At 72.8% G+C, this 21,273-nt stretch carries 20 protein-coding genes; 11 read left to right on the top strand and 9 right to left on the bottom strand.

Annotated elements, in window-relative coordinates; all coding sequences use genetic code 11:
• Window positions 1-209 precede the first annotated feature (209 nt).
• Window positions 210-572 (top strand): pyridoxamine 5'-phosphate oxidase family protein, encoded by a 363-nt coding sequence (locus tag A2CP1_RS08185; protein WP_012632901.1) that lies wholly within the window; start codon window positions 210-212, stop codon window positions 570-572.
• A gap of 63 nt (window positions 573-635) precedes the next feature.
• Window positions 636-1,910: an amidohydrolase family protein gene (locus A2CP1_RS08190; protein ID WP_012632902.1), complete on the top strand. Its 1,275-nt coding sequence runs from the start codon at window positions 636-638 to the stop codon at window positions 1,908-1,910.
• Between the two features lie 71 nt (window positions 1,911-1,981).
• Here A2CP1_RS08190 and A2CP1_RS08195 read toward each other — a convergent pair whose 3' ends face one another.
• Window positions 1,982-2,887 (bottom strand): class I SAM-dependent methyltransferase, encoded by a 906-nt coding sequence (locus tag A2CP1_RS08195; protein WP_245530015.1) that lies wholly within the window; start codon window positions 2,885-2,887, stop codon window positions 1,982-1,984.
• Between the two features lie 524 nt (window positions 2,888-3,411).
• Here A2CP1_RS08195 and cysK point away from each other — a divergent pair.
• Window positions 3,412-4,461 (top strand): cysteine synthase A, encoded by a 1,050-nt coding sequence (cysK, locus tag A2CP1_RS08200; RefSeq protein ID WP_012632904.1) that lies wholly within the window; start codon window positions 3,412-3,414, stop codon window positions 4,459-4,461.
• Between the two features lie 12 nt (window positions 4,462-4,473).
• Window positions 4,474-5,643 (top strand): aminotransferase class I/II-fold pyridoxal phosphate-dependent enzyme, encoded by a 1,170-nt coding sequence (locus A2CP1_RS08205; RefSeq protein WP_012632905.1) that lies wholly within the window; start codon window positions 4,474-4,476, stop codon window positions 5,641-5,643.
• A 17-nt stretch (window positions 5,644-5,660) separates the two neighbouring features.
• On the opposite strand, the gene A2CP1_RS08210 is transcribed toward A2CP1_RS08205, so the two are convergent.
• The 3 genes from A2CP1_RS08210 to A2CP1_RS23445 all read right to left on the bottom strand — a co-directional run bounded on the left by A2CP1_RS08210 (window position 5,661) and on the right by A2CP1_RS23445 (window position 7,650).
• Window positions 5,661-6,047: a hypothetical protein gene (locus A2CP1_RS08210; protein WP_012632906.1), complete on the bottom strand. Its 387-nt coding sequence runs from the start codon at window positions 6,045-6,047 to the stop codon at window positions 5,661-5,663.
• A 109-nt stretch (window positions 6,048-6,156) separates the two neighbouring features.
• Window positions 6,157-6,990: a rhomboid family intramembrane serine protease gene (locus tag A2CP1_RS08215; protein WP_168165118.1), complete on the bottom strand. Its 834-nt coding sequence runs from the start codon at window positions 6,988-6,990 to the stop codon at window positions 6,157-6,159.
• A 144-nt stretch (window positions 6,991-7,134) separates the two neighbouring features.
• On the bottom strand, window positions 7,135-7,650 hold the full coding sequence (locus A2CP1_RS23445) for a YeeE/YedE family protein (RefSeq protein ID WP_012632908.1): 516 nt from the start codon (window positions 7,648-7,650) through the stop codon (window positions 7,135-7,137).
• Window positions 7,651-8,022: 372 nt separating this feature from the next.
• Here A2CP1_RS23445 and A2CP1_RS24025 point away from each other — a divergent pair, with 372 nt between their 5' ends.
• The 4 genes from A2CP1_RS24025 to A2CP1_RS08235 are packed head-to-tail and all read left to right on the top strand — an operon-like array spanning window position 8,023 to window position 10,101.
• The gene (locus A2CP1_RS24025) at window positions 8,023-8,253 is read left to right on the top strand and encodes a hypothetical protein (protein WP_342626139.1); all 231 of its coding nucleotides are present in this window, start codon (window positions 8,023-8,025) and stop codon (window positions 8,251-8,253) included.
• Complete coding sequence (locus tag A2CP1_RS24030; protein ID WP_342626140.1) at window positions 8,254-8,673, top strand: cytochrome b/b6 domain-containing protein; 420 nt, start codon at window positions 8,254-8,256, stop codon at window positions 8,671-8,673.
• Window positions 8,670-9,374: a molybdopterin-dependent oxidoreductase gene (locus A2CP1_RS08230; protein WP_012632909.1), complete on the top strand. Its 705-nt coding sequence runs from the start codon at window positions 8,670-8,672 to the stop codon at window positions 9,372-9,374. Before A2CP1_RS24030 ends, A2CP1_RS08230 begins: the two co-directional genes overlap by 4 nt.
• Before the next feature lie 25 nt (window positions 9,375-9,399).
• Window positions 9,400-10,101, top strand: a complete 702-nt coding sequence (locus A2CP1_RS08235) for a hypothetical protein (protein ID WP_012632910.1) — start codon at window positions 9,400-9,402, stop codon at window positions 10,099-10,101.
• A gap of 67 nt (window positions 10,102-10,168) precedes the next feature.
• On the opposite strand, the gene A2CP1_RS08240 is transcribed toward A2CP1_RS08235, so the two are convergent.
• A complete protein-coding gene (locus tag A2CP1_RS08240) occupies window positions 10,169-10,879 on the bottom strand; it encodes an SDR family oxidoreductase (RefSeq protein ID WP_012632911.1) in 711 nt (236 codons plus the stop codon).
• A 179-nt stretch (window positions 10,880-11,058) separates the two neighbouring features.
• On the opposite strand from A2CP1_RS08240, the gene A2CP1_RS08245 reads away from it, so the two are divergent.
• Window positions 11,059-12,027 carry an MBL fold metallo-hydrolase gene (locus tag A2CP1_RS08245; RefSeq protein ID WP_012632912.1) on the top strand — a complete coding sequence of 323 codons (969 nt, stop codon included), beginning with the start codon at window positions 11,059-11,061 and terminating at the stop codon, window positions 12,025-12,027.
• A 472-nt stretch (window positions 12,028-12,499) separates the two neighbouring features.
• Window positions 12,500-13,246, top strand: a complete 747-nt coding sequence (locus A2CP1_RS08250) for a glycine cleavage system protein H (protein ID WP_012632913.1) — start codon at window positions 12,500-12,502, stop codon at window positions 13,244-13,246.
• A gap of 61 nt (window positions 13,247-13,307) precedes the next feature.
• Here A2CP1_RS08250 and A2CP1_RS08255 read toward each other — a convergent pair whose 3' ends face one another.
• Window positions 13,308-14,168, bottom strand: a complete 861-nt coding sequence (locus A2CP1_RS08255; RefSeq protein WP_012632914.1) for an SDR family NAD(P)-dependent oxidoreductase — start codon at window positions 14,166-14,168, stop codon at window positions 13,308-13,310.
• Between the two features lie 235 nt (window positions 14,169-14,403).
• Between A2CP1_RS08255 and A2CP1_RS08260 the strand changes: the two genes are divergently transcribed.
• Window positions 14,404-16,527 (top strand): dehydrogenase, encoded by a 2,124-nt coding sequence (locus tag A2CP1_RS08260; protein ID WP_012632915.1) that lies wholly within the window; start codon window positions 14,404-14,406, stop codon window positions 16,525-16,527.
• 36 nt (window positions 16,528-16,563) lie between these two features.
• Here A2CP1_RS08260 and A2CP1_RS08265 read toward each other — a convergent pair whose 3' ends face one another.
• The 3 genes from A2CP1_RS08265 to A2CP1_RS08275 form a co-directional block, all read right to left on the bottom strand.
• On the bottom strand, window positions 16,564-17,643 hold the full coding sequence (locus A2CP1_RS08265) for a class I SAM-dependent methyltransferase (protein WP_041450471.1): 1,080 nt from the start codon (window positions 17,641-17,643) through the stop codon (window positions 16,564-16,566).
• 44 nt (window positions 17,644-17,687) lie between these two features.
• Window positions 17,688-20,111 carry a molybdopterin-containing oxidoreductase family protein gene (locus tag A2CP1_RS08270; RefSeq protein ID WP_012632917.1) on the bottom strand — a complete coding sequence of 808 codons (2,424 nt, stop codon included), beginning with the start codon at window positions 20,109-20,111 and terminating at the stop codon, window positions 17,688-17,690.
• A gap of 87 nt (window positions 20,112-20,198) precedes the next feature.
• Complete coding sequence (locus A2CP1_RS08275) at window positions 20,199-21,215, bottom strand: hypothetical protein (protein ID WP_245530016.1); 1,017 nt, start codon at window positions 21,213-21,215, stop codon at window positions 20,199-20,201.
• Window positions 21,216-21,273: the final 58 nt, after the last annotated feature.

The following is a 21,273-nucleotide window of genomic DNA, read 5'->3' on the forward strand; positions in this document are numbered from 1 at the left end:
CGGGCGCCCGAAGTGCGGCTCGCGCCGCCGCGCCCGCGGCCTCGAGCCGGCCCAGCGGTTCACGATCCTGCCGTATCCGAGGTCCGGATCTCTTCCCGCCGCGGGAACGCCGCGCGGCGGTGCCGCGAGCGGGTGGCGAACCTCCGGCGCAACCGGTAGACCTCTTGCGAACGCGGCCGGGGCACGGCTCGCTCGCAGCGGAGTCAACGATGATTCCGGATCGGTTGAAGGCGGCGCTGAAGGGCGAGGGCTCGGCTGCGTTCGTGACGCAGGGGCCGGACGGCCCCCACCTCGTCGCGACGTGGAACAGCTACCTCGACGTGCTCGACGCCGATACGCTGGTCTTCCCGGCGGGTGGCTATCGGAAGACGGAGGAGAACCTCCGGAGCGGAAGCCCGGTGCAGATGATCGTGGGGGGACACGACCCCGCGGGCATCGGCTTCCGCCTCACCGGCCGCGCCGCGCTCGAGGTGGACACGCCGAACCACCAGCGGGTGAAGCAGCGGTTCCCGTGGGCTCGCGCGGCCGTCGTCTTCCGGGTCGGCTCGGTCGAGCAGGTGCTCGGGAAGTGACGCTGGCGCCGACGCCGGACACGAGGACGCGTATCATCTCGTCTTGCTCGGTCGAAACTGCCGATGAAGCGACCCGTCCTCGCCTGCCTGGCCCTCCTCGCGGTCTCCGCGTGCCTGCCCGCCGCATCGCAGCGGCGCGTGCCGGCGGTCGAGTACCGGAACGGCCACTGGTTCGACGGAGCGCGGTTCGTGGACCGCACGATGTGGGGGGTCGGCGATCGCTTCTCCGAGACCGCGCCGACGGGGACGGGGACCGTGACGGTCGTCGACCTCCGCGGCGGCTTCGTGGTGCCGCCGTACGCCGAGGGGCACAACCACTGGCTCGAGCCGGCGCTGGTCGACGCGTACATCCAGACGTACCTCCGGGACGGGGTGTTCTACGTCCAGGACCAGGGGACCTCTCCGAAGTCTCACGATGCGATGCGGGCGGCGCTCGGCGCGCCGACGTCCGTGGACTTCGTGAGCGCACACCAGGGCTTCACGGGGCCAGGCGGCCACCCGATGGAGCTCATCGACCAGCTTGCCGCGATGGGGATCCTCCCGGCCGACTGGGCGACGACCCACGGCGAGGGCGAGGCGCTCTTCGCGGTGGCCTCCGAGGCGGACGTCGATCGAGCCTGGCCGAAGCTCCTGGCCGGGCGGCCCGACTTCGTGAAGCTGTTCCTCGTCCACTCGGACGAGTACGCGGCGCGGCGGGACGACCGAACGCTCACGCCCAGGCAGCGGGGCCTGGATCCGGCGCTCGTCCCGGCGATCGTCCGTCGCGCGCACGCCGCGAACCTCCGCGTCTCCGCGCACATCGAGGACGCGCACGATTTCCACGTCGCGGTCGCGGGCGGTGTGGACGAGATCGCCCACCTGCCGTTCGTATCGGCCGACGCGCCGGACGCGTACCTGCTCGACGACGCGGACTGCGAGGCGGCGGGGCGGCGCAAGGTCTCGATCTCGACCACCTTCGACTTCCTGGGGGACGCGCCTGGCCCACGCCAGCTCGAGGTCGCGCGCGCGAACCTCCGCAACCTCCAGCGCCATGGCGTCCTGATCGCCATCGGCACCGACCTGTTCCGCCAGACGCCGCGCGTCGAGGTCGAGCGGATCGCCCGGTTCCACCTCCTCACCAACCTCGAGATCCTCGTCGCCTGGGCGGTCACGACGCCGCAGGTCATCTTCCCGGGGAGGAAGATCGGGCGGCTCGCCGACCGGTACGAGGCGAGCTTCCTCGTGCTCGGTGCGGATCCGCTGCGCGATCCGGCGAACCTCGAGCACATCGTCGACCGGGTGAAGCGGGGCCGCGCGGTCGTCCCGGGGCCGGAGACGCTCCCGCCGCTCGGCCGATAGGCGCGCCGACCCGCGCTTGCGTCGCGGCACGCACGGAGTGCGCGCGCCGCACCCGTCGAGATCCCCCGCGGCTACTCCTCGCGTCGGAAGTAGGCCTGCGTCGTCCTGCGCCACGGCGCGAGCGCGCGCTGCGCTGCCGTCCGGGCGAGGCGCACCGGGTCGGCGGTCACCCACGCGGCGGGCGTCTCGATCCGCCGGAAGCCGACCCGTTCCACGAACCGCTCCAGCGACGCCGCCGTGAACGCGTTGATGTGCTCGAGCGGGTGGACGGCCCGGTACTCGGCGAGGGTCCGGATCCCGTCCACTCCGGAGCAGTCGGGGACCTCGACCACCAGGATGCCGCGGAAGGCGAGGCGGTACCGGAGCTGCCTCAGGACCTCGAGCGGCTCCGTGAGGTGCTCCAGCACCTCGAAGAGCGTGACCGCGTGGAAGCGGAGCGACGGATCCAGCTCGGAGAGGCCGCCGACGAGCCGGTCGGCGCCGAGCCCGGCGCCGCGCAGGCGGTGCGCGTCCCAGTCCACGCCGTGGACGTCGCATCCTGCCAGCGCGGCCGTCGCGACGAGCTCCCCCCATCCGCAGCCGAAGTCGAGCAAGCGCGGCGCCTCGTCGCGGGTCCGCAGCTCGCGCGTCAGGCGCTCCAGCCGCAGCACGTGCGCGATCCGGTTCGTGCCGCTGCTCCACCGGGCCGGGAACGCCGTGGCCCCGACGCGCTCGGCGAACGAGCGCATCGCGGCCTCGCCCATCCAGCGTCGGAACCGGAGCTTCTGCCATGCGTCGTCGAGCACCCAGCGGTGGAACACCTGGCCGCACGCCGCGCACCCGCGCAGCTCCCACGGCGCGTCTCCGAGGGCCGGGAGCGGGTCCTCGCCCCACGGATCGGCGGCGAGGAACCCGCGCAGCGGCTCGGCGTCGAAGCGCCCCTGCGCGACCGCGCGCAGGTCGGCTGACCCACAGGCGATGCAGGCATCGCGGGACACGAACCTCGCTCGAGCGGGCGCGTTGGCGAGCGGAACGGGGCCAGCCAGCATGGCGTTGCCTCCGTCACCAGGAACGCCGTGTCCACCGTTCGTGACATGGTCGGTGCGTGGGCCGTCGACGCAGGTTGACGTACGGTGTACGCGGCGCGCGAGCGCGTGACGTGGGCGACGGCGCGCGGGCGCCAGGTGGCGCCATCGTGTGCGTGCCGACGGTCCCCGGCTGCTTCCCCTGCTTCCCGAGCGGTGCGCAGCGCTCCACGCTTCTGCGGCGCGTCGTCGAGGCCCCGAGGACCGGGCGTCGCGCAGCGGGCGACGCCGCCCGTCATGGTCGCAGGTGAGGCGGCGGCCGCCGGGCCCTCGTGCCGTTCACCGGGCGCCTCGGCATGGCGTCCCCTGGCAGTCCCCCGAACGGTGGGCCCGAGGCGTCGATGCGCCGACGCTCCCGTCCGGTTCCCGTCATGGCGACGCGTCTCCATTACAGATGTCGCCTCGAGCGGCTCCCCCGCCGCTCCACGAGGTGCGCCATGGGCCGACGTTACGCGAGCATCCTGGAGACGATCGGAAACACTCCCGTAGTCCGGATCAACAGGCTCGCTCCACCGAACGTGAACCTGTTCGTGAAGGTGGAGGCCTTCAACCCGCTCGGCTCGGTGAAGGACCGTCTCGCCATCGCGGTGATCGAGGCGGCGGAGCGCTCGGGAGCGCTGAAGCCGGGGCAGACGGTCATCGAGGCGACCAGCGGCAACACCGGCATCGGCCTGGCCATGGTCTGCGCGGCGAAGGGCTATCCGCTGGTGCTCGTGATGGCCGAGTCGTTCAGCGTCGAGCGGCGCCGGCTGATGCGCTTCCTGGGTGCGAAGGTGGTGCTCACCCCGGCGGCGGAGCGCGCGGTGGGCATGATCAGGAAGACGGAGGCGCTGGCGGCCGCGCACGGCTGGTTCATGACGCGTCAGTTCGAGAACGAGGCCAACCCCGACTACCACTCGCGCACGACGGCGCAGGAGATCCTGGCCGACTTCGCGGGCGACCGGCTCGACTACTGGGTGACCGGCTACGGGACCGGTGGGACGCTCAAGGGCGTGGCCCGCGTGCTCCGCAAGGAACGGCCGGAGACGAAGATCGTGGTCTGCGAGCCGGCGGAGGCCCCGCTCCTGGGCAGCGGGGCCGCGCAGTCACGCAATCCGGACGGCACCCCGGCCGCACCGCACCCGAGCTTCAAGCCGCATCCGATGCAGGGATGGACCCCGGACTTCATCCCGAAGCTGACCGGCGACGCGGTGGACCTGAAGCTGGTGGACCGCATCCTGGCCGTCCCCGGCCCGGAGGCGATCCGCTGCGCCAAGGAGCTGGCCGCACGGGAGGGCATCTTCGTGGGCATCACCTCCGGCGGCACGTTCGCCGGCGCCCTCGAGATCGCCGCCAGCGCGGAGCCGGGGGCCAACATCCTCTGCATGCTGCCGGACACGGGGGAGCGTTACCTCAGCACGCCGCTCTTCGCGGACGTGCCGTCGGAGATGACCGAGGAGGAACAGTCGATCGCGCGTTCCGTGGCGGACGCGGGCCCGAAGGCCTGAGGGCGCACGGCCATGGCCATCGTGTCGCGCAGGGCGGCGGCGGCGGATCGGGCGTTCGAGGCGGTCAAGAGCTTCTACTTCAGCTCGCGGTACGGCGAACGGCGCGGGGATGCCACCATCGCCGACTTCACCTTCGGGAACCCGCACGAGATGCCGCTCGACGGCCTCGTCGCGGCCATCCGCGAAGCCGCCGTCCCGCTCGACGAGAACTGGTTCGCCTACAAGTCCAGCGAGGAGGCGCCGCAGGCGTTCCTGGCCGAGACCGTCGGCCGCGAGCTGGGGCTTCCGCTCGAGCCATCCGACGTGGCCCTCACCGCCGGAGCCTTCGGGGCCATCTCGCTCGCCTTCCGCCTACTGCTCGACGCCCGCGACGAGGCCATCTTCAACGCGCCGGCCTGGTTCTGCTACGAGCCGATGCTCCTTGCGGCCGACGCCGTGCCGCGGGAGGTGGCGCTTCGCGCGCCGCGCTTCGACCTCGACCTCGAGGCCATCGAGGCGGCCATCGGTCCGAACACGCGCCTCGTGATCGTGAACACCCCGCACAACCCCACGGGCCGGATCTACGGGCGCGCCGAGCTGGCGGGGCTGGCGGAGGTGCTGGAGCGCGCTTCGCGCCGGATCGGCCGCCGGGTCTTCCTCCTGTCCGATGAGCCCTATCGGCGCATCCGCTTCGACGGCCGGGCCTTCACCAGCCCGGCGGCCGTGTACCCGTGGACGCTCGTCTCCTACAGCTACGGCAAGGTCCTGCTGGCCCCGGGGCAGCGGCTCGGCTACCTGGCCCTCTCACCGCTGATGCCCGCCTCCGACCGTCAGCAGCTGCGCGACGTCATGTTCGCGAGCCAGATGGCGCTGGGCTGGTGCTTCCCGAATGCCGTCATGCAGTACGCGGTACCGCAGCTGGAGCCCCTCTCCATCGACGTGACGGCGCTGGCCCGCCGGCGCGATGCGCTGAGCGAGGCGCTGGGCCGGGCCGGCCACGGCGTCCTGCCGCCGGAGGGGACGTTCTACCTGTGGGCGCGGTGGTCGGGAGATCCCGTCCGCCAGTGGGAGGCCCTGGCCGACGAAGGGGTCTTCGTCATGCCGGGCACGCTCATGAAGCAGCCGGACTACTTCCGGATCAGCCTGACCGCGTCGGACGCGATGGTGGCGCAAGCGCTTCCATACCTGGCCCGGCGGGCGTGAGGACGCCGCCCGGCGGTCTATGGTGCGCGCACCAGCGCGACCACCGAAGGCGAGTAGGTGATGCAGCCGGCGCAGCACTTCCCGGGTGCGCCCTCCACAGGCGTGAGCTGAACGTCCTGCGAAACGTAGCCGGGCGCGGTGACCGTGACGCTGAAGACCGCATCGGGCAACTGCTCGGTGCCCGTCGTGCACCGGGTCGCCCCACCGGCGTCGGTACATGCCCAGGTCACGCTCCCGCCACTGACGGCCGCTCCGGGCACCACGCCGGAGCTCACGGAATCCGTGATCGTGAGGTCTCCCGACCGAGGACACGGCGAGCAGTTCACGTCCTGGCAAGCCTCGTCCTCGCAGCCGACCGTGCACAGCCCGAGGATCGAGAGCAGCGCGACGAGAGGGATTCGCATCGGGTCATCCTTGCGCCGACAGTGAAGTCCGTCAAGCCCTTTGGCCGTCACATCCGGCTCGGCACCGAGTTGCCTGGCGAGCGCGGGACGATCGGCGGCCGGTCCCGGATCACTTGACCGGCGATCGGCCTTCCTCGTCGATCAGCGCTGCTTCGGCGGGCGAGACGGTCCTCAGCCTCGTGAGGAGCGAGGCCGCGGCGTCCGCGTTCCCCGAGGCGCGGTAGGCGCGAATCAGGCTCGCCATGACCCACGGCTGGTCGGGCCGGAACCGGAGGCTCATGTCATACGCCTGGATGGCAAGGTCGTACTGGCCGCGGGCATGAGCGCCGTGACCCTTGGTGGACCACCAGGTGGCTGACCACGGGCAGGCGACGGTGACGCCAAACGCCAGCAGGATCAGGAGGATCGCTCCGGCCTTCGCCAGGCGTGGCCGCCTCCCCGTCGCGACGGCCTCCGCGGCGGCTGCTCCGAACAGGAGGCCGCCGAGGTGAGCCCCGTTCGCCACCTCGCGTGTCAGGACGATCCAGCATCCGACGAGACCTGCCGCGAACAGGATTCCGGTCTTCGTCGTGAAAGTCGCTCTCAGCTCGCCGCGCTTGCCCCTCGCCAGCCATCCGAAGCCGAACACGGCGAACACCATTCCGGAAGCGCCCACTCCGACGTCGTCGAAGATGGCCAGATGGAACGAAGAGCTCACGAACGCGGACGTGAGCAGGAGCAGCCCCATCGCGCGCGGTCCGAATGCGCCCTCGACCGCCCGCCCGAGCGTCCACAGCCAGTAGACGTTCAGCGCCAGGTGCGACAGGGCCTGGTGGATGAAGGCTGAAACGAGCAGCACCCAGGCCGCCCCGGACCAGACCTGGAACGCGTCGCCACGGTAGCCCCAGGACGCGAACGGCGCCTCGCCTGGCGTTGCGGAGATCACCGCGAAGAGTGCCACCATCGTGGCGCAGGCGGTGGCCGTGACCCACGGCACTCGGCGTCTCGAGGCCGGCCCCGTCGCAAGTGCTGGACGCGAGGTGCTCCCGGCGACCGGAGAGAGGGCTTCGGGAGCGTCCTGTCTCATGTCGTTGGCCCCCTGCCGGCCTCACGCCAATGGATTGGCCGCCACGGAGAGTATATGTGGCACCCAGGAACCGCAATCGTCTCCGCCGGTCACCTCGAGTGACTGGCGATCCGACGCGCAGTTCCCGGCGACGAGCCCGACGGCGCCGACGACCGCGTTCAGGTCGCCGCCGCCGACGCGCAGCCACACGCGCACGGTGCAGCCGAGGAACACCAGCGCGGCCACCATGAACACGAAGCCGAGCACGAAGCGCGGCAGGACGGCGACGCCGCCGCGCGGACGGAACTGTCCGGACGCGACGGCGGCGCCGGCCGCGCCGAGCACGAGCGCGGGGAGCTCGGGCCGGAGGTAGGCGAGGGCGCCCATCCCGGCGGCGGACCCGCCGAACGCGCCGGTGATGTCGCGCAGGAAGCAGGCGACGCAGACGCCCATGTTCCCGGGGTTCCCGGCGTACACGAGCAGCGATGCGACGACCCCGAAGAAGAGGCCGGCGAGGAGGAGCTTCCACAGGGCGGAAGAGGGGGACTGCGCTTGCATGCGTGCTGCTCCGTGCGCCGGGGAATCTCGGCACGGCCGAGGAGGGTGGCGGCGGCGGCTTGGTCTACGAGGCGAACTCGCCTCGGGCCCTCACGGGCGGGCGAGCTGGAGCGGCGCGCGGCTCACGATCGGCAGCACGGGCGCACCATACCCCGAGCCACGGACGGGGCGCGGCGGAAAGGCGTGCGGCACGCGGTCGCGCCGCGCGCTTCCACGGCAGCTGCGCCGCCCACCGACCGCTCGGCGGATGGAGGTGCGCTCGACCCGCTGCCGCTCAAGCGCGCGGTTCGAGAACGCCCCGTCGAATCCGCGCGCTGCGGGGATCCGCTCCTTAGGTCCGACTGGCTTGGCGCGTCCAGGCAGGTCTTCGAGATGCCGCGCTCGTCGCAGCCCTTCCTCATCCGCGTGACCCACTGGGCGCACGCCGTCCTGTTCGCGGTGATGGCCGGGAGCGGGCTCCAGATCCTCGCCGCGTTCCCGCTGCTCGGCCCGCGCGGCGAGCCCTACGCCTGGTACCCGCTGCAGGGCGTCGGCCCGCCCGCCGTGCTGACGGTAGGGAAGTGGCTCGCGGGAGCGCGGCACTGGCACTTCGCGTTCGCCTAGATCTTCACCGCGAACGCCCTCGTCTACCTCGCCTACTTCATCGCGAGCGGCGCATGGCGCGAGCGGCTCTTCTCCCCGCGGCGCGACGCGCGGAACGCGTGGGAGACCGTGCTCCACGACCTGCGCCTCCGGCGTGCCGCGCCGTCGCCGGTGGGGCTCTACAACGGGATGCAGCGCCTCGTGTACACCGGCGTGCTCGCGATCGCGCCCCTCCTCGTCGCGTCGGGGCTCGCGATCTACAAGCCTGTCCAGCTGCCACGCCTCACGGCGCTCCTGGGCGGATACGACGCGGCACGCGCGATTCACCTGGGCGTGCTGGTGGCGCTCGCCGCGTTCCTCGTCGTCCACGTCGTGCAGGCGGTGCTCCACCCGCGGACGCTCGTCGACATGACGGCGGGCGGACGGAGGGCCGAGGCGTGACCGGTACGCGGCGAGCGTTCCTCCGGGCCGGCCTGCGCACGGGGGCGCTCGTCGCGCTCGGGGGCGTCGCGTGCGACTCCGACCACCCGCGGGCGGGCTTCCTGGGCCTCATGGAGCGGGTGAACGAGCGCTTGCAGCGGGCGCTCTTCGACCCGGGCCGGCTCGCGCCGGAGCTCGCCGAGAGTGACGAGAGCGCGCCCGGCGACTTCCCGCAGTACAAGATCGGGAGCGACTACCCCGCCGCGCCGGAGGGCTGGGCGCTGCGGGTCGGAGGCCTCGTCGCGCGCCCGGTCGTCCTGTCCGCGGACGCGCTCCAGCGGCTGCAGCGGACGCGCACGCGCGTCCGGCACCACTGCGTCGAGGGCTGGTCCGCCGTCGCGTCCTGGGACGGCGTGCGCGTCTCGGAGCTCGCGCGGCTCGTCGCGCCCGACCGGCGTGTCCGGTACGTCGAGTTCCGCTCGTTCGAGGCCGGATACTACTCGTCGTGGGACCTCGAGAGCGCCCTTCACCCTCAGACGATCCTCGCCTACGGCATGAACGGCCAGCCGCTCGCACGCGAGTACGGCGCGCCGCTGCGGCTCTACTCCGCGGTGAAGCTCGGCTACAAGATGGTGAAGTGGGTGACCGACGTCTCCTTCCTGCCGGTTCGGACCGGCGGCTACTGGGAGGACCGCGGGTACGAGTGGTTCGCGGGCGTGTGACGGTGCCCGGGCGAAGGGGGCGGACATGGCGGGTCATGAGGAGCGCGGGACGAACGGGCGGGAGGCGCTCGCGCGGGCGCTGCGGTGGGTCGTGGCAGCCATGGCGTGCATGGCGGCGGTCAGCGCGCTCGCGGCGGAGGGCGAGCAGCACGTGCGCGGCGTGGTGAGCGAGGTGGCCGGCGACTCGGTCACGGTGAAGCTGCAGGATGGACGGCCGCAGCCGCTGAAGCTCGGGCCGAAGTCGCGCGTGAGCACCGCGACGCGGGCCGATCTCGGCGCGATCGCGAAGGGCGCGTACGTCGGCACGACGGCGGTCCAGGCGAAGGACGGCACGCTGCGCGCCGTCGAGGTCCACGTCTTCCCCGAGGCGGCGCGGGGCACGGGCGAGGGGCATCGCCCCTGGGACCTGAAGCCGGGCAGCTCGATGACGAACGCGACGGTGGCCGGCGCCGAGGATGCGAAGGGCGCTCGGAGCACGATGACGAACGCGAACGTCTCGGACGTCTCCGGCGGGTCCGGCGGGAAGCGGCTCGAGCTCACGTACGCGGGCGGCAAGCAGACGGTGATCGTTCCCCCGGGGACGCCAGTCGTGCGCATCGAGCCGGCGGACCGCGCCGCCATCGCGACCGGCGCGCACGTGTTCGCGGCGGGGGCGCCCCAGCCGGACGGGACGGTGCTCGTCGATCGGATGTTCGTCGGGAAGGACGGCGCGGTTCCGCCGATGTGATCCCCGACCGCGCTTCGCGGTCCGGGGGGCGTGGCGCTCGGCTCGGAGCGCGCCGCCACCCGGCGGGTCAGGCGCGCCCGTACACGGGAACGACCGCGCCGCTCACGTCGCGGGCCGCGTCGGAGAGCAGGAACTCGATGACGGCTGAGAGCGACTCGATCGACACCCACCGTGAAGGATCGGCGCCGGGCATGGCGCCGCGGTTCGCGGGGGTGTCGATGGTGCTCGGCAGGACGGCGTTCACGCGGACGCCGGTCTCCAGCACCTCCTGGGCGATCACGCGCGCGAGCGCCACGACCGCGGTCTTCGCGACCGTGTAGCCCGCGGCGCCCGCCCCGGACCACGGCCGCTCCACGTTCCGCGAGCCGACCACCACCACGCTGCCGGAGCGCTGCGCCACGAGGCGCGGCATCAGCGCGCGCAGCGCGCGCTGCGCCGACTCGAGGTTCTCGTCGAGCATGCTCCGCCAGGTCCCCTCGTCGCGGTCCTCGTGGAACGGCTCGCCTCCGCGCCAGCCACCGGCGACCAGCGCAGCGCCCGAGACCGCGCCGAGGCGCGACCCCACGGCGTCGAGCGTCGCGTCCCACGCCGCGGTCGAGTCGGCCTCGAGGGTGAACCCCGCGAACCCGGCGCCGAGGTCCGCCTCGAGCGTTCGCAGGCGCTCCTCGTGCCGGCGGAGCCCCACGCCGGCGACGCGGTAGCCATGCGCGACGAGGTGGCCGGCGAGGGCGGTCCCGAGGGCTCCTGCGGCTCCGGAGATCACGACGACAGGGGTCATGCTGGACTGTGTAATCGCTCGACGCCTTTGCGGCAGCGCTCGGCCCATGGCCCTGGCGGCCGGACCTTCGCCGGCTGCCATACCGGCGAGCCACCGGCTCGCGCGGGTACGCGCACGCGCGACCTTCCGTCGTTACGTCGTCGTCCGGCCGCACGCGCTGCGACCGGAGTGGAGGGTGCATGTTGCCGAGGACCTGCCGCCGTCTCGTCCCGCTGCTCTTGCTCGCGGTGGCTCCCGCGGTCGGCGCGCAGGAGATCCGCGTGACGCTGCTCGGGACGGGGAGGCCCGCGCCGGAGATCGACCGGTTCGGCCCGAGCACGCTCGTGGAGGCCGGAGGGCACCGGCTGCTCTTCGACGCCGGACGCGGCGTGACGCAGCGGTTGTGGCAGCTCCGGATACCCCTTCGAGACGTGGACGCGGTCTTCCTGACGCATCTCCACTCGGATCACGTGGTCGGCCTCCCCGACCTCTGGCTCACCGGCTGGCTGCCGACGCCGTTCGGACGTCGCGCTGCGCCGCTGTCGCTGTGGGGGCCCGCGGGGACGGTCGACATGGTGGCCGCGCTCCGGAGGGCGTATGCGTGGGACCTGCGCGCCCGCAGCGGGCACCAGCAGCTCCCGGAAGCGGGGACCACGATCCGTGCGCGCGACGTCAAGCAGGGCGTCGTGTACGAACGCGACGGCGTGAAGGTCACCGCGTTCCTCGTCGACCACGGACCGCACCTCCGTCCCGCGCTCGGGTACCGCGTCGATCACGCCGGGCGGTCCGTCGCCATCTCGGGGGACACGCGCCCGTGCGAGAATCTCGTCCGGTTCGCGGCGGGCACCGACGTGCTCGTCCACGAGGTGGCTGCCGCGCGAAAGGAGCTCGTGGAGCGTTCCGCCGTGGTGCGCAGCATCCTCGAGGTCCACACCTCGCCTGAGGACGCGGGCCGGGTCTTCACGCGCGTGAAGCCCAGGCTCGCGGTGTTCACGCACGTCGCGCTGGTCACGACGGACCCGGACGTGCCGGCGCCCTCGGTCGCGGACATCATCGCCCGGACGCGCACGACCTACGCCGGGCCGCTCGTCGTCGGCGAGGACCTCATGACGGTCGTCATCGGCGACGAGGTCGAGGTCCGCCACGCTCCGGAGGCGGGTGCCCGCTGAAGGCGCCGCCGTCGCGCTGACCTGCTGGGCTCACGTTCGCACCGTCGCGAAACTCTGCACCGTGTTGTGTTCCTCCGCAGTGCGGGGCGCGAGGCCGATCGGCTCGAAATCTCAGAGCATTCCGGGCGGGCGCGGCGCGGCGCCGCTGTCCCTCTCAGCAGTTCGCCGTGCGCGTCGCGGCGCACGCCGAGGCGCTCGCCGCGGCCGCTCGCGACCCAACCGCCCGCGTCCGCACGGGGTTCCCGGGATCGGGGTGCGGCCCGCGTGCGCTGGCCCGCGGCTTGCCATCGAGAACGGTCGAAGGGCGAAGGACCGCAGCGACGAAGCCCAACGCAGGAGCTGACAAGGAGCACGCCATGATGTTCGCACTCGTGCTGGCCCTCATCGGATTCGCCATCATCCCGGCCCTGAACCTCTCCGCCTCGCACTGACTCCCGTCGGCGGCAGCGCACGCGTACGGAGCGAGGAGCCCATGGCCTACGATCTACTTTCCGTGTACCCGGCGAAGCTCCTGGAGTACGGCCTCGGGATCGGCTACCTGCTGCTCTTCATCCCCTTCTGGAGGTACGTGCAGGGCGGCCGGCGCGAGGCGCGCGAGGTGATGCGGGTCGCGGTGCCGGTGCGCGAGGCGGTGTCCGCCGCCCTCCGTGCGGCGCGTCCCGCGGGCGCGACCGCCATCGCCCGGCCGGCCTCGGCCGGCTGGTTCCACGTCCCGGCCGACGTGCACCTGCACCCCGGCCACACCTGGGCGCGGCTGGGCGGCGACGGGCTCGTCTCCGTGGGCATCGACGACTTCGCCCACAAGCTGGTGGGGCCGGCGACGGTGGAGCTGCCCGCGGTCGGGGCGCGGGTGGCGCAGGGCGAGCCCGCCATCGAGCTGCGCGAAGAGGACCGCGGGGTCGCGATGCTCTCGCCGGTGGACGGCACCGTGGTCGCGGTGAACCCGCGCGTCCGCGCCCACGGCGCGCTCGAGGACCCCTACGGCGCGGGCTGGCTGTTCAAGGTGAAGGCGCCGCGGCTGGTGGCGAACTTCCGGCAGCTCCAGGCCGAGGCGCCGGCGCAGCGGATGCTCGACGTGGCCGGGGACACGCTGGCGCTCCGCCTCGCGCCCGAGCTCGGGCAGGTCCTGCAGGACGGCGGCACGCCGGTCCACGGCATCGCCCGCGCGCTGGCCGGGGAGGGCTGGGACGAGCTGGCGCGGGAGTACTTCCTGACCTGAGCCGCCGCGGACGCACGCGAGGGGCCGGCGAGCGCCGGCCCTTCGCCGTCGGACGCGGTCCTCATCGCCGGCGGCGGCCGGCGACCCGGCGCGCGGGCGCCTCGGGCACCTTCGCGGCGCGGCCGGTCCACTGCTCCATGCTGCCGGCGGCGCCGAGCGCGCTGGACAGGGCGTCGGCCAGGCCGGTGGGGAGCACGCCGTTCAGGAAGGGGACGAGCTTCACGAGCCACGGGGTGCGGACGAACACCCGGTCCCGCTCGACGCCCTCGACGATCTCGTCCGCGAGCTGCGCCGGCGTGAGCATCGACGTGAGCAGCGGCGGCCGGGCTCCTTCGAAGAGGCCGGTCGAGACGTACAGCGGGCAGACGGTCGTCACGTGCACGTGGCGGTGCCCCTGCCGCGCGAGCTCCAGCCGGATCGACTCGGAGAACCCGACCACGGCCCACTTGCTCGAGGCGTAGGTGGTCGCGAACGGCACCGCGGTGAGCCCCGCCGCGCTCGCCACGTTGACGAGGTGCGCCTCCGGCCGGCCGACGAGGTCGGCGAGGAACGCGTGCGTCACCGACACCAGGCCGAGCACGTTCACGGAGAACGTGTCGAGGTGCTTCTGGAGCGGGACATCCACGAACGCGCCGCCGAAGACCACCCCGGCGTTGTTGACCAGCACGTCGATCGGCCCGCCGCGGGAGTGGATCGCGTCCCGCGCCTGCAGGATCGAGGGGCCCTTCGTGACGTCGAGGACGTGGTGCTGCGCGTTTGCCCCGGCCCGGCGGATTCCGTCGGCGGTCGCGGCCAGGGGCGCCTCGTCGCGGTCGGTCAGGATCAGCGCCGCGCCCCGGGCGCCGAGCCGCTCGGCGAGGGCCCGGCCGATTCCGGCCGCGGCCCCGGTGATGAGGACGCGCTTTCCGTTCCAGGCCTTCATGGCGACCTCCGGTCGTTTGCGTCGACGTTGCTCCTCGCGCGAAACGGTGAGGCTGCGCCCGTTGGTCGCAGACCAGGGAGAGACGCACCGTGGACGAGCACCGCCGCGCCCTCTGCAGCCGATCGTCCTGCCCGGCTGTCACACCATCCCGAGGGGACCGCTTCGAACTGGCCCCGCCCGGTGCCGGCGAAGGCCTCCCGGGCCTGGCGCATCATGGGGGCCAGCGGGGATGCCAATGAAGAACGTCGTCAGCATCAGCCTCGGCGCGAGCGCCGGTGACTACGACTACACCACGCGGTTCATGGGGCAGTCGTTCCGCGTCCGCCGCTTCGGGGTCGACCACGACCTCCGCAAGGCGCTCGACCTGCTCGCGCGCTGGCAGGGCGAGTGCGACGCGATCGGGCTCGGCCTCGTGGCCGACCACCTGCTGGTCGGGACGCGCCGCTGGGAGGATCCGACCACCGCCGAGCTCGAGGCGGCGGTGTGCGAGGTGCCGGTCACCACCGGCGCCCGCCTCCGCGGCTTCCTCGACGAGTGGGCCATCCGGCACATCCAGGCGCACGAGCAGCGCTGCTTCACGAACGCACGGGTGATCTTCCTCTCCGGCCTCGCGAACTACGCCATCGCGCAGGCCGTGTCCGAGTACACGCACAACCTGGGCTTCGCCGACCCGCTGCTCCAGCTCGGGCTGCCGGCGATCCTGGGCTCGGTCGCGCAGCTCGAGGCATACGCGGCGCTCACGGCGCCCGTGCAGCGTCCGCTCCAGGCGGTGTGGGGCAAGGCCCCGCTCGCGCTCCGCGACGCCTGGACGCGGCTGATCCTCGGGAAGGCGGCCCGCGAGGCGAGCGTCCTGGTGGGTCCGCACGACGACCTCGCCGCGCTCGGGCGCGAGGCGCTGGACCGCAAGATCGTCCTCACCTCGGCGGTGACGGACGAGGAGGTCGAGCGGCTCGGCGACCAGGGGGTGGACGTCGTCATCGACCGCACGCCGAAGCTGCTCGGGCGCGTCGTGGGCCTCAACGTGATCGAGGCCATGATCATCGCCGCGCTGGGCAGGCAGCACCGCGACGACGTCCTCCACGACGAGTACCTCGACATCTTCGGCGAGATGAAGCTCGCGCCGCGCATCCTGTTCCCCTCGGGCAAGCCCAGGCGCGTGAACCGGTTCGCCTTCGTCATCCACCCGCTGTCGCGCGAGTACCTGAAGGCGTCGAAGCCCGTCGAGCTGGCGTCGCGCATCGCCCCGTCGGTCGTGCTGCCGGTCGTCGAGAAGCTCATCGCGTACTCGCCGCCGTTCGTGTACTCGCGGGTCACCGGCATCCGGTCGCCGACCGGCACCGAGGCGGAGGGCTGGCTCATCACCGTGGGCGGCACGCCCAAGGAGCTCCTGGCGCACAGCCCGGAGTTCACGTACCGGCGGCTGCTCGCCGCCGCCAAGATCGCCGAGGGGCTCGGCGCCCAGATCATGGGCCTCGGCGCGTTCACCAAGGTGGTGGGCGACGCGGGCGTGACGGTCGCGAAGCGCGCCGGCATCCCCATCACCACCGGGAACAGCTACAGCGCGTCCGCGGCGCTCTGGGCCGCCGCGGACGCGGTGAAGCGCCTCGGGCTCCTCTCCCGGAGCGAGGACGGCAAGGTCGCCGGCAAGGCGATGGTGGTGGGGGCGACGGGCGCGATCGGCGCCGCGTGCGCGCGCCTGCTCGCGATGTCCTTCGACGACGTCTTCCTCGTGTCGCCGGAGATCGGGAAGCTGCTCACGTTGCGGGAGACGATCCTCGCGGACACGCCCGACGCGGTCCTGCACCTGTCGAGCAAGGCGGACGAGAACCTGCGCGACATGGACCTCGTGGTCACGGCCACCTCCGGCGCCGGCAAGAAGATCCTCGACATCATGAAGGTGAAGCCCGGCTGCGTGATCACCGACGTGGCGCGCCCGCTCGACCTGCCGCCGTCCGAGGTGGCGAAGCGGCCCGACGTGCTCGTCATCGAGTCGGGCGAGATCCAGCTGCCCGGCGGCGCGCGCATGCGCGACATCGGCCTCCCGGACGGCGTCGTGTACGCCTGCCTGGCCGAGACGATCGTCCTCGCGCTGGAGGGCCGGTTCGAGAGCTACACCGTCGGTCGGAACATCGAATGGGAGAAGGTGAAGGAGATCTACAAGCTCGGGCTCAAGCACGGCATGCGGCTGGCGGCCATCTCCGGGGTGAACGGGCCGTTCACCGACGAGGACATCGGCCGCGTTCGCGCGCTCGCGCTCGCGGCGCGGACGCGCTGGCCGGGCGGGGCGCCGTCGCGCGCGGCCGTGCGCGAGCCTGCGCGGCCGGCCGCGGAGCGCCCGGAGCAGCACGCGGGGGCCTGAGCCACCTTCCCCAGCCGGACGCGCGACCGGGAAGGGTCACCGGTCCGCGTGCACGACGTAGAAGCAGTTCTGGATGTCGTGCGGCAGCGTGTGAACCGAGACCTCGCCGAACCCAGCCTCGGCGAGCATCGCCCGCGCGCGCTCCTCGCCCCACATCGTCCCGAGCCCGGCCCCGCCCTGCGCGAGCGAGACGGTCATGCAGTGCATGACGGACACCGCGTACAGGAAGGGTGCGAGCGGATGTTCGACGTTCCGTTCGAGGGCGCTCGACGCGCGGATGTCCTGCATCAGGAAGATGCCGTCCGGCGCGAGGCGCTGGCGGATGCCGCGGAGCACGGCGGCCGGATCCGCCTGGTCGTGGATCGCGTCGAACGCGGTGATGAGGTCGTACCGCGCCTCGCCGACCGGACCGGCGGCGTCCCGCACGTCGAACTCGACGTTCGTGAGCCGGTGCTCGGCGGCGACGTTGCGCGCCGCGCGTATCGCCTCCTCGGAGAAGTCGTGCCCCGTGAACCGGCTTCGCGGGTAGGCGCGCGCGAGCGCGGTCAGCGCGCGCCCCGAGCCGCAGCCAACGTCGAGCACGGAGATCCCGTCCAGCAGGTCGTGCTCGAGCCCCGGCACGAGGGCGACGATCGCGTCGAGCGCCCCCACCACGCTCTGGCCACTGTCCTCCGCCATCACCTCGTGGAAGCGGTGGAACGCGGAGTACGGGACGCCGCTCCCGCTGCGGAAGCACTCGACGATCCGGTCCTCGACCGCCCCGAGCAGCGCGACGTACTGCGCGTAGACCGCGAAGTTGTTGGGCGTCGCGGCGCGCGTGAGGAGCGAGGCGTGGTGCGCGGGCAGGCGGTACTGGCCGCCGCGCGGGTCGTACTCGACGACCCTCGAGGTCGTCATCGCGCCGAGCCACTCACGCACGTAGCGCTCGTCGAGGCCCGCCTCGTGCGCGAGCTCCGCTGCCGTCGCGGGCGGCAGGCGCGCCATCGCGTCGAAGAGGCCCGTGCGGTGGCCGACCGAGATCATGAGCGCAGCCCCGGCCTCGTCGAGCATGCCGACCAGCCGGTTCCCGAACGCATCCACCGCGTCGGCGTTCGGAGCCGCTCGCGCGGGTTCCATCGCATGCGGGTGTTCCATGGTTCGCCCCCCTCGAAAACCAGGCTCTAGGCGCGGCGTGAGGCCGCGGCCACAACCTCTTGGATCCGCCGGATCTCACAGAGATATGCCCGGTGAGGCACGGACCCGCTGATCGGATCGATCGCGGCGTTCCCGATCAGGAGGTTGAAGTTCGCGCCGTCAGGGCCGAACGGATCGTAGCCGGGTGCTCCAACCTCCGGGCACGGCTGCCACCACCCGTGCTGCCCGGAGACCACGTCCGGCTGCAACGTGTCGTTCAGCCGCGCCCGCGCGCGCACGCTGCCGTCGGGCGTCTCGATGCGGACCCAGTCGCCCGTCGCGATGCCGCGTTCCGCCGCAGCCGCGGGGTGCAGCTCGACCTCGGGGTCCATCGCCTTCCGCCGCAGGCTGGGGAGCGCGCGGTGCTGGGTCTCGCAGAAGAGGGTGTGCTTCGTGCACGTGAGGACGAGCGGATAGCGCTCCGCGAGGTCGGGGCGGGAGACCGGACCGACGAGTGGCTCCTGGTACTCGGGCAGCGGCGGGTGGCCGTGGGCGAGCAGCGTCTCGGAGTACAGCTCGATCTTGCGCGTGGGCGTGTCGAAGCCTCGCGGGATCCCGCCGGCCTCCTCCGCGAACTTGCGGTAGCGCGTCTCGAGCGCGACGCGCGCACCCGCGGGGTGCTCGCGCAGCCACTCGAGCGAGAGCCCCGAGGGCCCGAGCTGGTGGCGATAGGCGGCGTCGACGTCCCCGTTCCAGAAGTGCTCCCCGAGCCCGAGCGCGACGGCGAGGCCGAAGACGAGCTCGGTGTCGGAGCGCGCCTCGCCAGGGGGCGCGGCCACGGGCCGCCGCAGCTGCACGAGCGACTGCGCCTCGGGGCTCACCTCGAAGCCGAGCTTGAGCGCCTCGCGCTCGAAGCCGCTCGCCACCGGCAGGACCAGGTCGGCGAGCTCCGCGGTGGGGTTCATGAAGAGGTCCGCGTGGACGTAGAAGTCGAGCGCGCGGAGCGCCTCGCGCCCGCGCGGGACGTCGCCGTGCGACAGCAGGAGGTTGGAGCCGAAGCCGACGAGACCGCGGACCGCGTACGGCCTTCGTTCGAGGATGGCGCGGTACAGCTCGTCGGTGGTCGCGAACCCCCACCGCGCCGGGCCGAGCGGACGGTCGGCGACGCCGAGCCCGACGGCGGAGTGCTCCGGCCGCGGTGGCACCTCGGTGCCGACGGCGGGGGAAGGGACCGAGGGGAAGAGCACGTTGCCGCCCCGTGCATCGAAGCTGCCCGTCAGCACGGAGAGCTGCGCGATCGCTCGCGCGATCTGCGTCGAGCTGGTCTGCATCTCGACCCCGCTCCACGCGTAGTAGGCGAGGGGCCTCGCCTCCCACAGGAGCCGCGCGGCGCGCTCGACCTCGCCCCGCGGGACGCCGGTGATCGCCTCCACGCGCTCCGGCGAGTACGCCCGGCAGCGCGCGGCGGCGAGCTCGAAGGCGGTCTGGCAGTGCACGCTTCCCTTCGGCGTCTCCAGCGTGTGCTCGCCGAACAGGGCGAGGTCGACCGCGCCGGTCTCGTACCGCACGCACCGGGGGTCGTAGAGCACGGGGCGGTCAGAGGTCCGGTCCCAGGCCACGAAGGATCCCGGGTCGCCGCCCTCGAGGTCCGCGCCCGTCAGGAGGCGGCCCGTGTCGGAGCGGACGAGCAGCGGGCCGTTCGTCCACTCACGCACGAACGGCTCGTCGAACCACCCGCGCTCGATCATCACGCCGGCGATCCCGAGCGCGAGCGCGCCGTCCGTCCCCGGGCGCACCCGCAGCCACGCGTCGGCGCGCCGGGCGGGCTCGGTGCGCCGGGGATCGACCACGACGAGGCGCGCCCCGCGCTTCTGCGCGGCGATCGTGGCGGTCGCGTGGGCGAGCCGCGCGTGGTTGGGGTTGTAGCCCCAGAACAGGATGCAGCCGGCGTGCTCGAGGTCGGGCAGGTAGCGTCCGGGAACCGGCGCACCGAAGGTGAACGTCGTCGCGAAGTGCCGTCCCCAGCCGCACAGCTCCATGGCGACGACGAGGTTCGGGCTGCCGAACGTGCGCGTCAGCCGCTCGACCCAGGCCATCGAGTCGTCCGAGGCCGAGGTGGACGGTGACACCAGGCTGAACGCGACGCTCTCGGGCCCGGACTCCGTGGCGAGCTGGCGGAGCCGCGACGCGGTGATCGACAGCGCTTCGTCCCAGCCGATCCGCTTCCAGCCGGGTTCGGGATCGCCCTTCGGGCGCGTGCGCAGCAACGGGAACTCGAGACGGCCAGGGTGGTAGACGAGCTCCGGCCCCGCCCGGCCCTTCGCGCAGAGCGCCTGGCCGGTGGGATGTGACGGGTCGGGATCGAGCCGGACGAACCGGCCATCCTCGATCGTCGCGATGGCGCCGCAGCGCGAGACGCACAGCGCGCAGTATATGGGGATGCGCTCCGAGGTCGCCTTGGCGGCCGGCATGCTCCGTGCCGTTGGGGCGCCATGGCGGCGGTGGCCGATCCATCTTGGGCCCGAGCCCCGAACGGATTGGGACGGACGTGCGGTCGCTCAATGGCCCGGCCCCTCCAGCATCGGCGGACCCGTCAGCTCGACCAGGTAGCCCACGAGCCAGACGTCCCAGCGCTCCTCGAAGCGGATGTTGAGGGGGTCGCGACCGTGGTGGTACCGCACGAACGGACCCCCGCTGCCGCCGTGCTCGAAGCGCGTGAGGTACGCGAGGTCGAAGGGGGCGTCGCCGTAAGGTGAGTGGCCTTGCCCGAGACCCAGGTGGACGGCGCCGGAGGCCGTGAGCCGGAGCCGCGCGTCGGAGGCCTCGCGGGCGCGGAAGGGGATGGCCCGGTGGTGGCCGGCGGCCAGGAGCTCTCCCGAGGCCAGCCATCGGATCGCGCTCTCTCCGTAGCGTCGACGCATCGCCGGCTCGATGCACCCGGAGAACGTGCAGGGCACGTTCCAGTCGACCCCGTGCTTGCCGGTGGCACCGCCACGGGATGCGCCGCCGTCCACCGGAAAGGAGAGCCAGCGGAGGAGGAGCTCGGCGCCGAGGAGGTGTTCCGTGAAGCTCCCGCTGTCGAGGTTCAGCTCGCCGGACCGCGGCACACCGGGTGGCCATCCGCAGTCGAAGTCCGACGTGGCGCCGGGCAGCAGCGCACCGTCGCGGAGCGCGCAGCCCTTCTGCCCGTTGGAGTGGTGCGCAGCCATCACCCCGAGCGAGACCAGCAGCCGATCGGCGTGGCTCGCGCTGCGCCAGGCGAGCGGGAGGACGTCGACGAGCTGCAGCCGCAGGCGCGGCAGGTATGACGGCGGCCGGATCGGCGTGGACTGCGAGGTCTCCATGCGCAGCGTGGCGATGAACGAGAAAGCCGGGGCCACGCCGAACCCGCCGTCGTTCATGAGCCGTGGATGCTCCAGACCGTCGTGGAGGAAGAAGTGCAGCGGCAGCTGCGCCTCGAACAGCTGATTCCTGGCGAACGGGACCCCGATGGTGATCGGCTCAAGATCGAGGGTCGGCTCCTCGACCCTCGGGAAGTGGGCTGCGCAGGCCGTGAGCGCGAGCAGAACGTTCAACGGCGCACGTCGCACGGCTGGCGTCCGCCAGCCGGCGGCTCGGCCGCTGCGCGATCGC

It is taken from the genome of Anaeromyxobacter dehalogenans 2CP-1, assembly GCF_000022145.1.
Taxonomy (GTDB): Bacteria; Myxococcota; Myxococcia; order Myxococcales; family Anaeromyxobacteraceae; genus Anaeromyxobacter; species Anaeromyxobacter dehalogenans.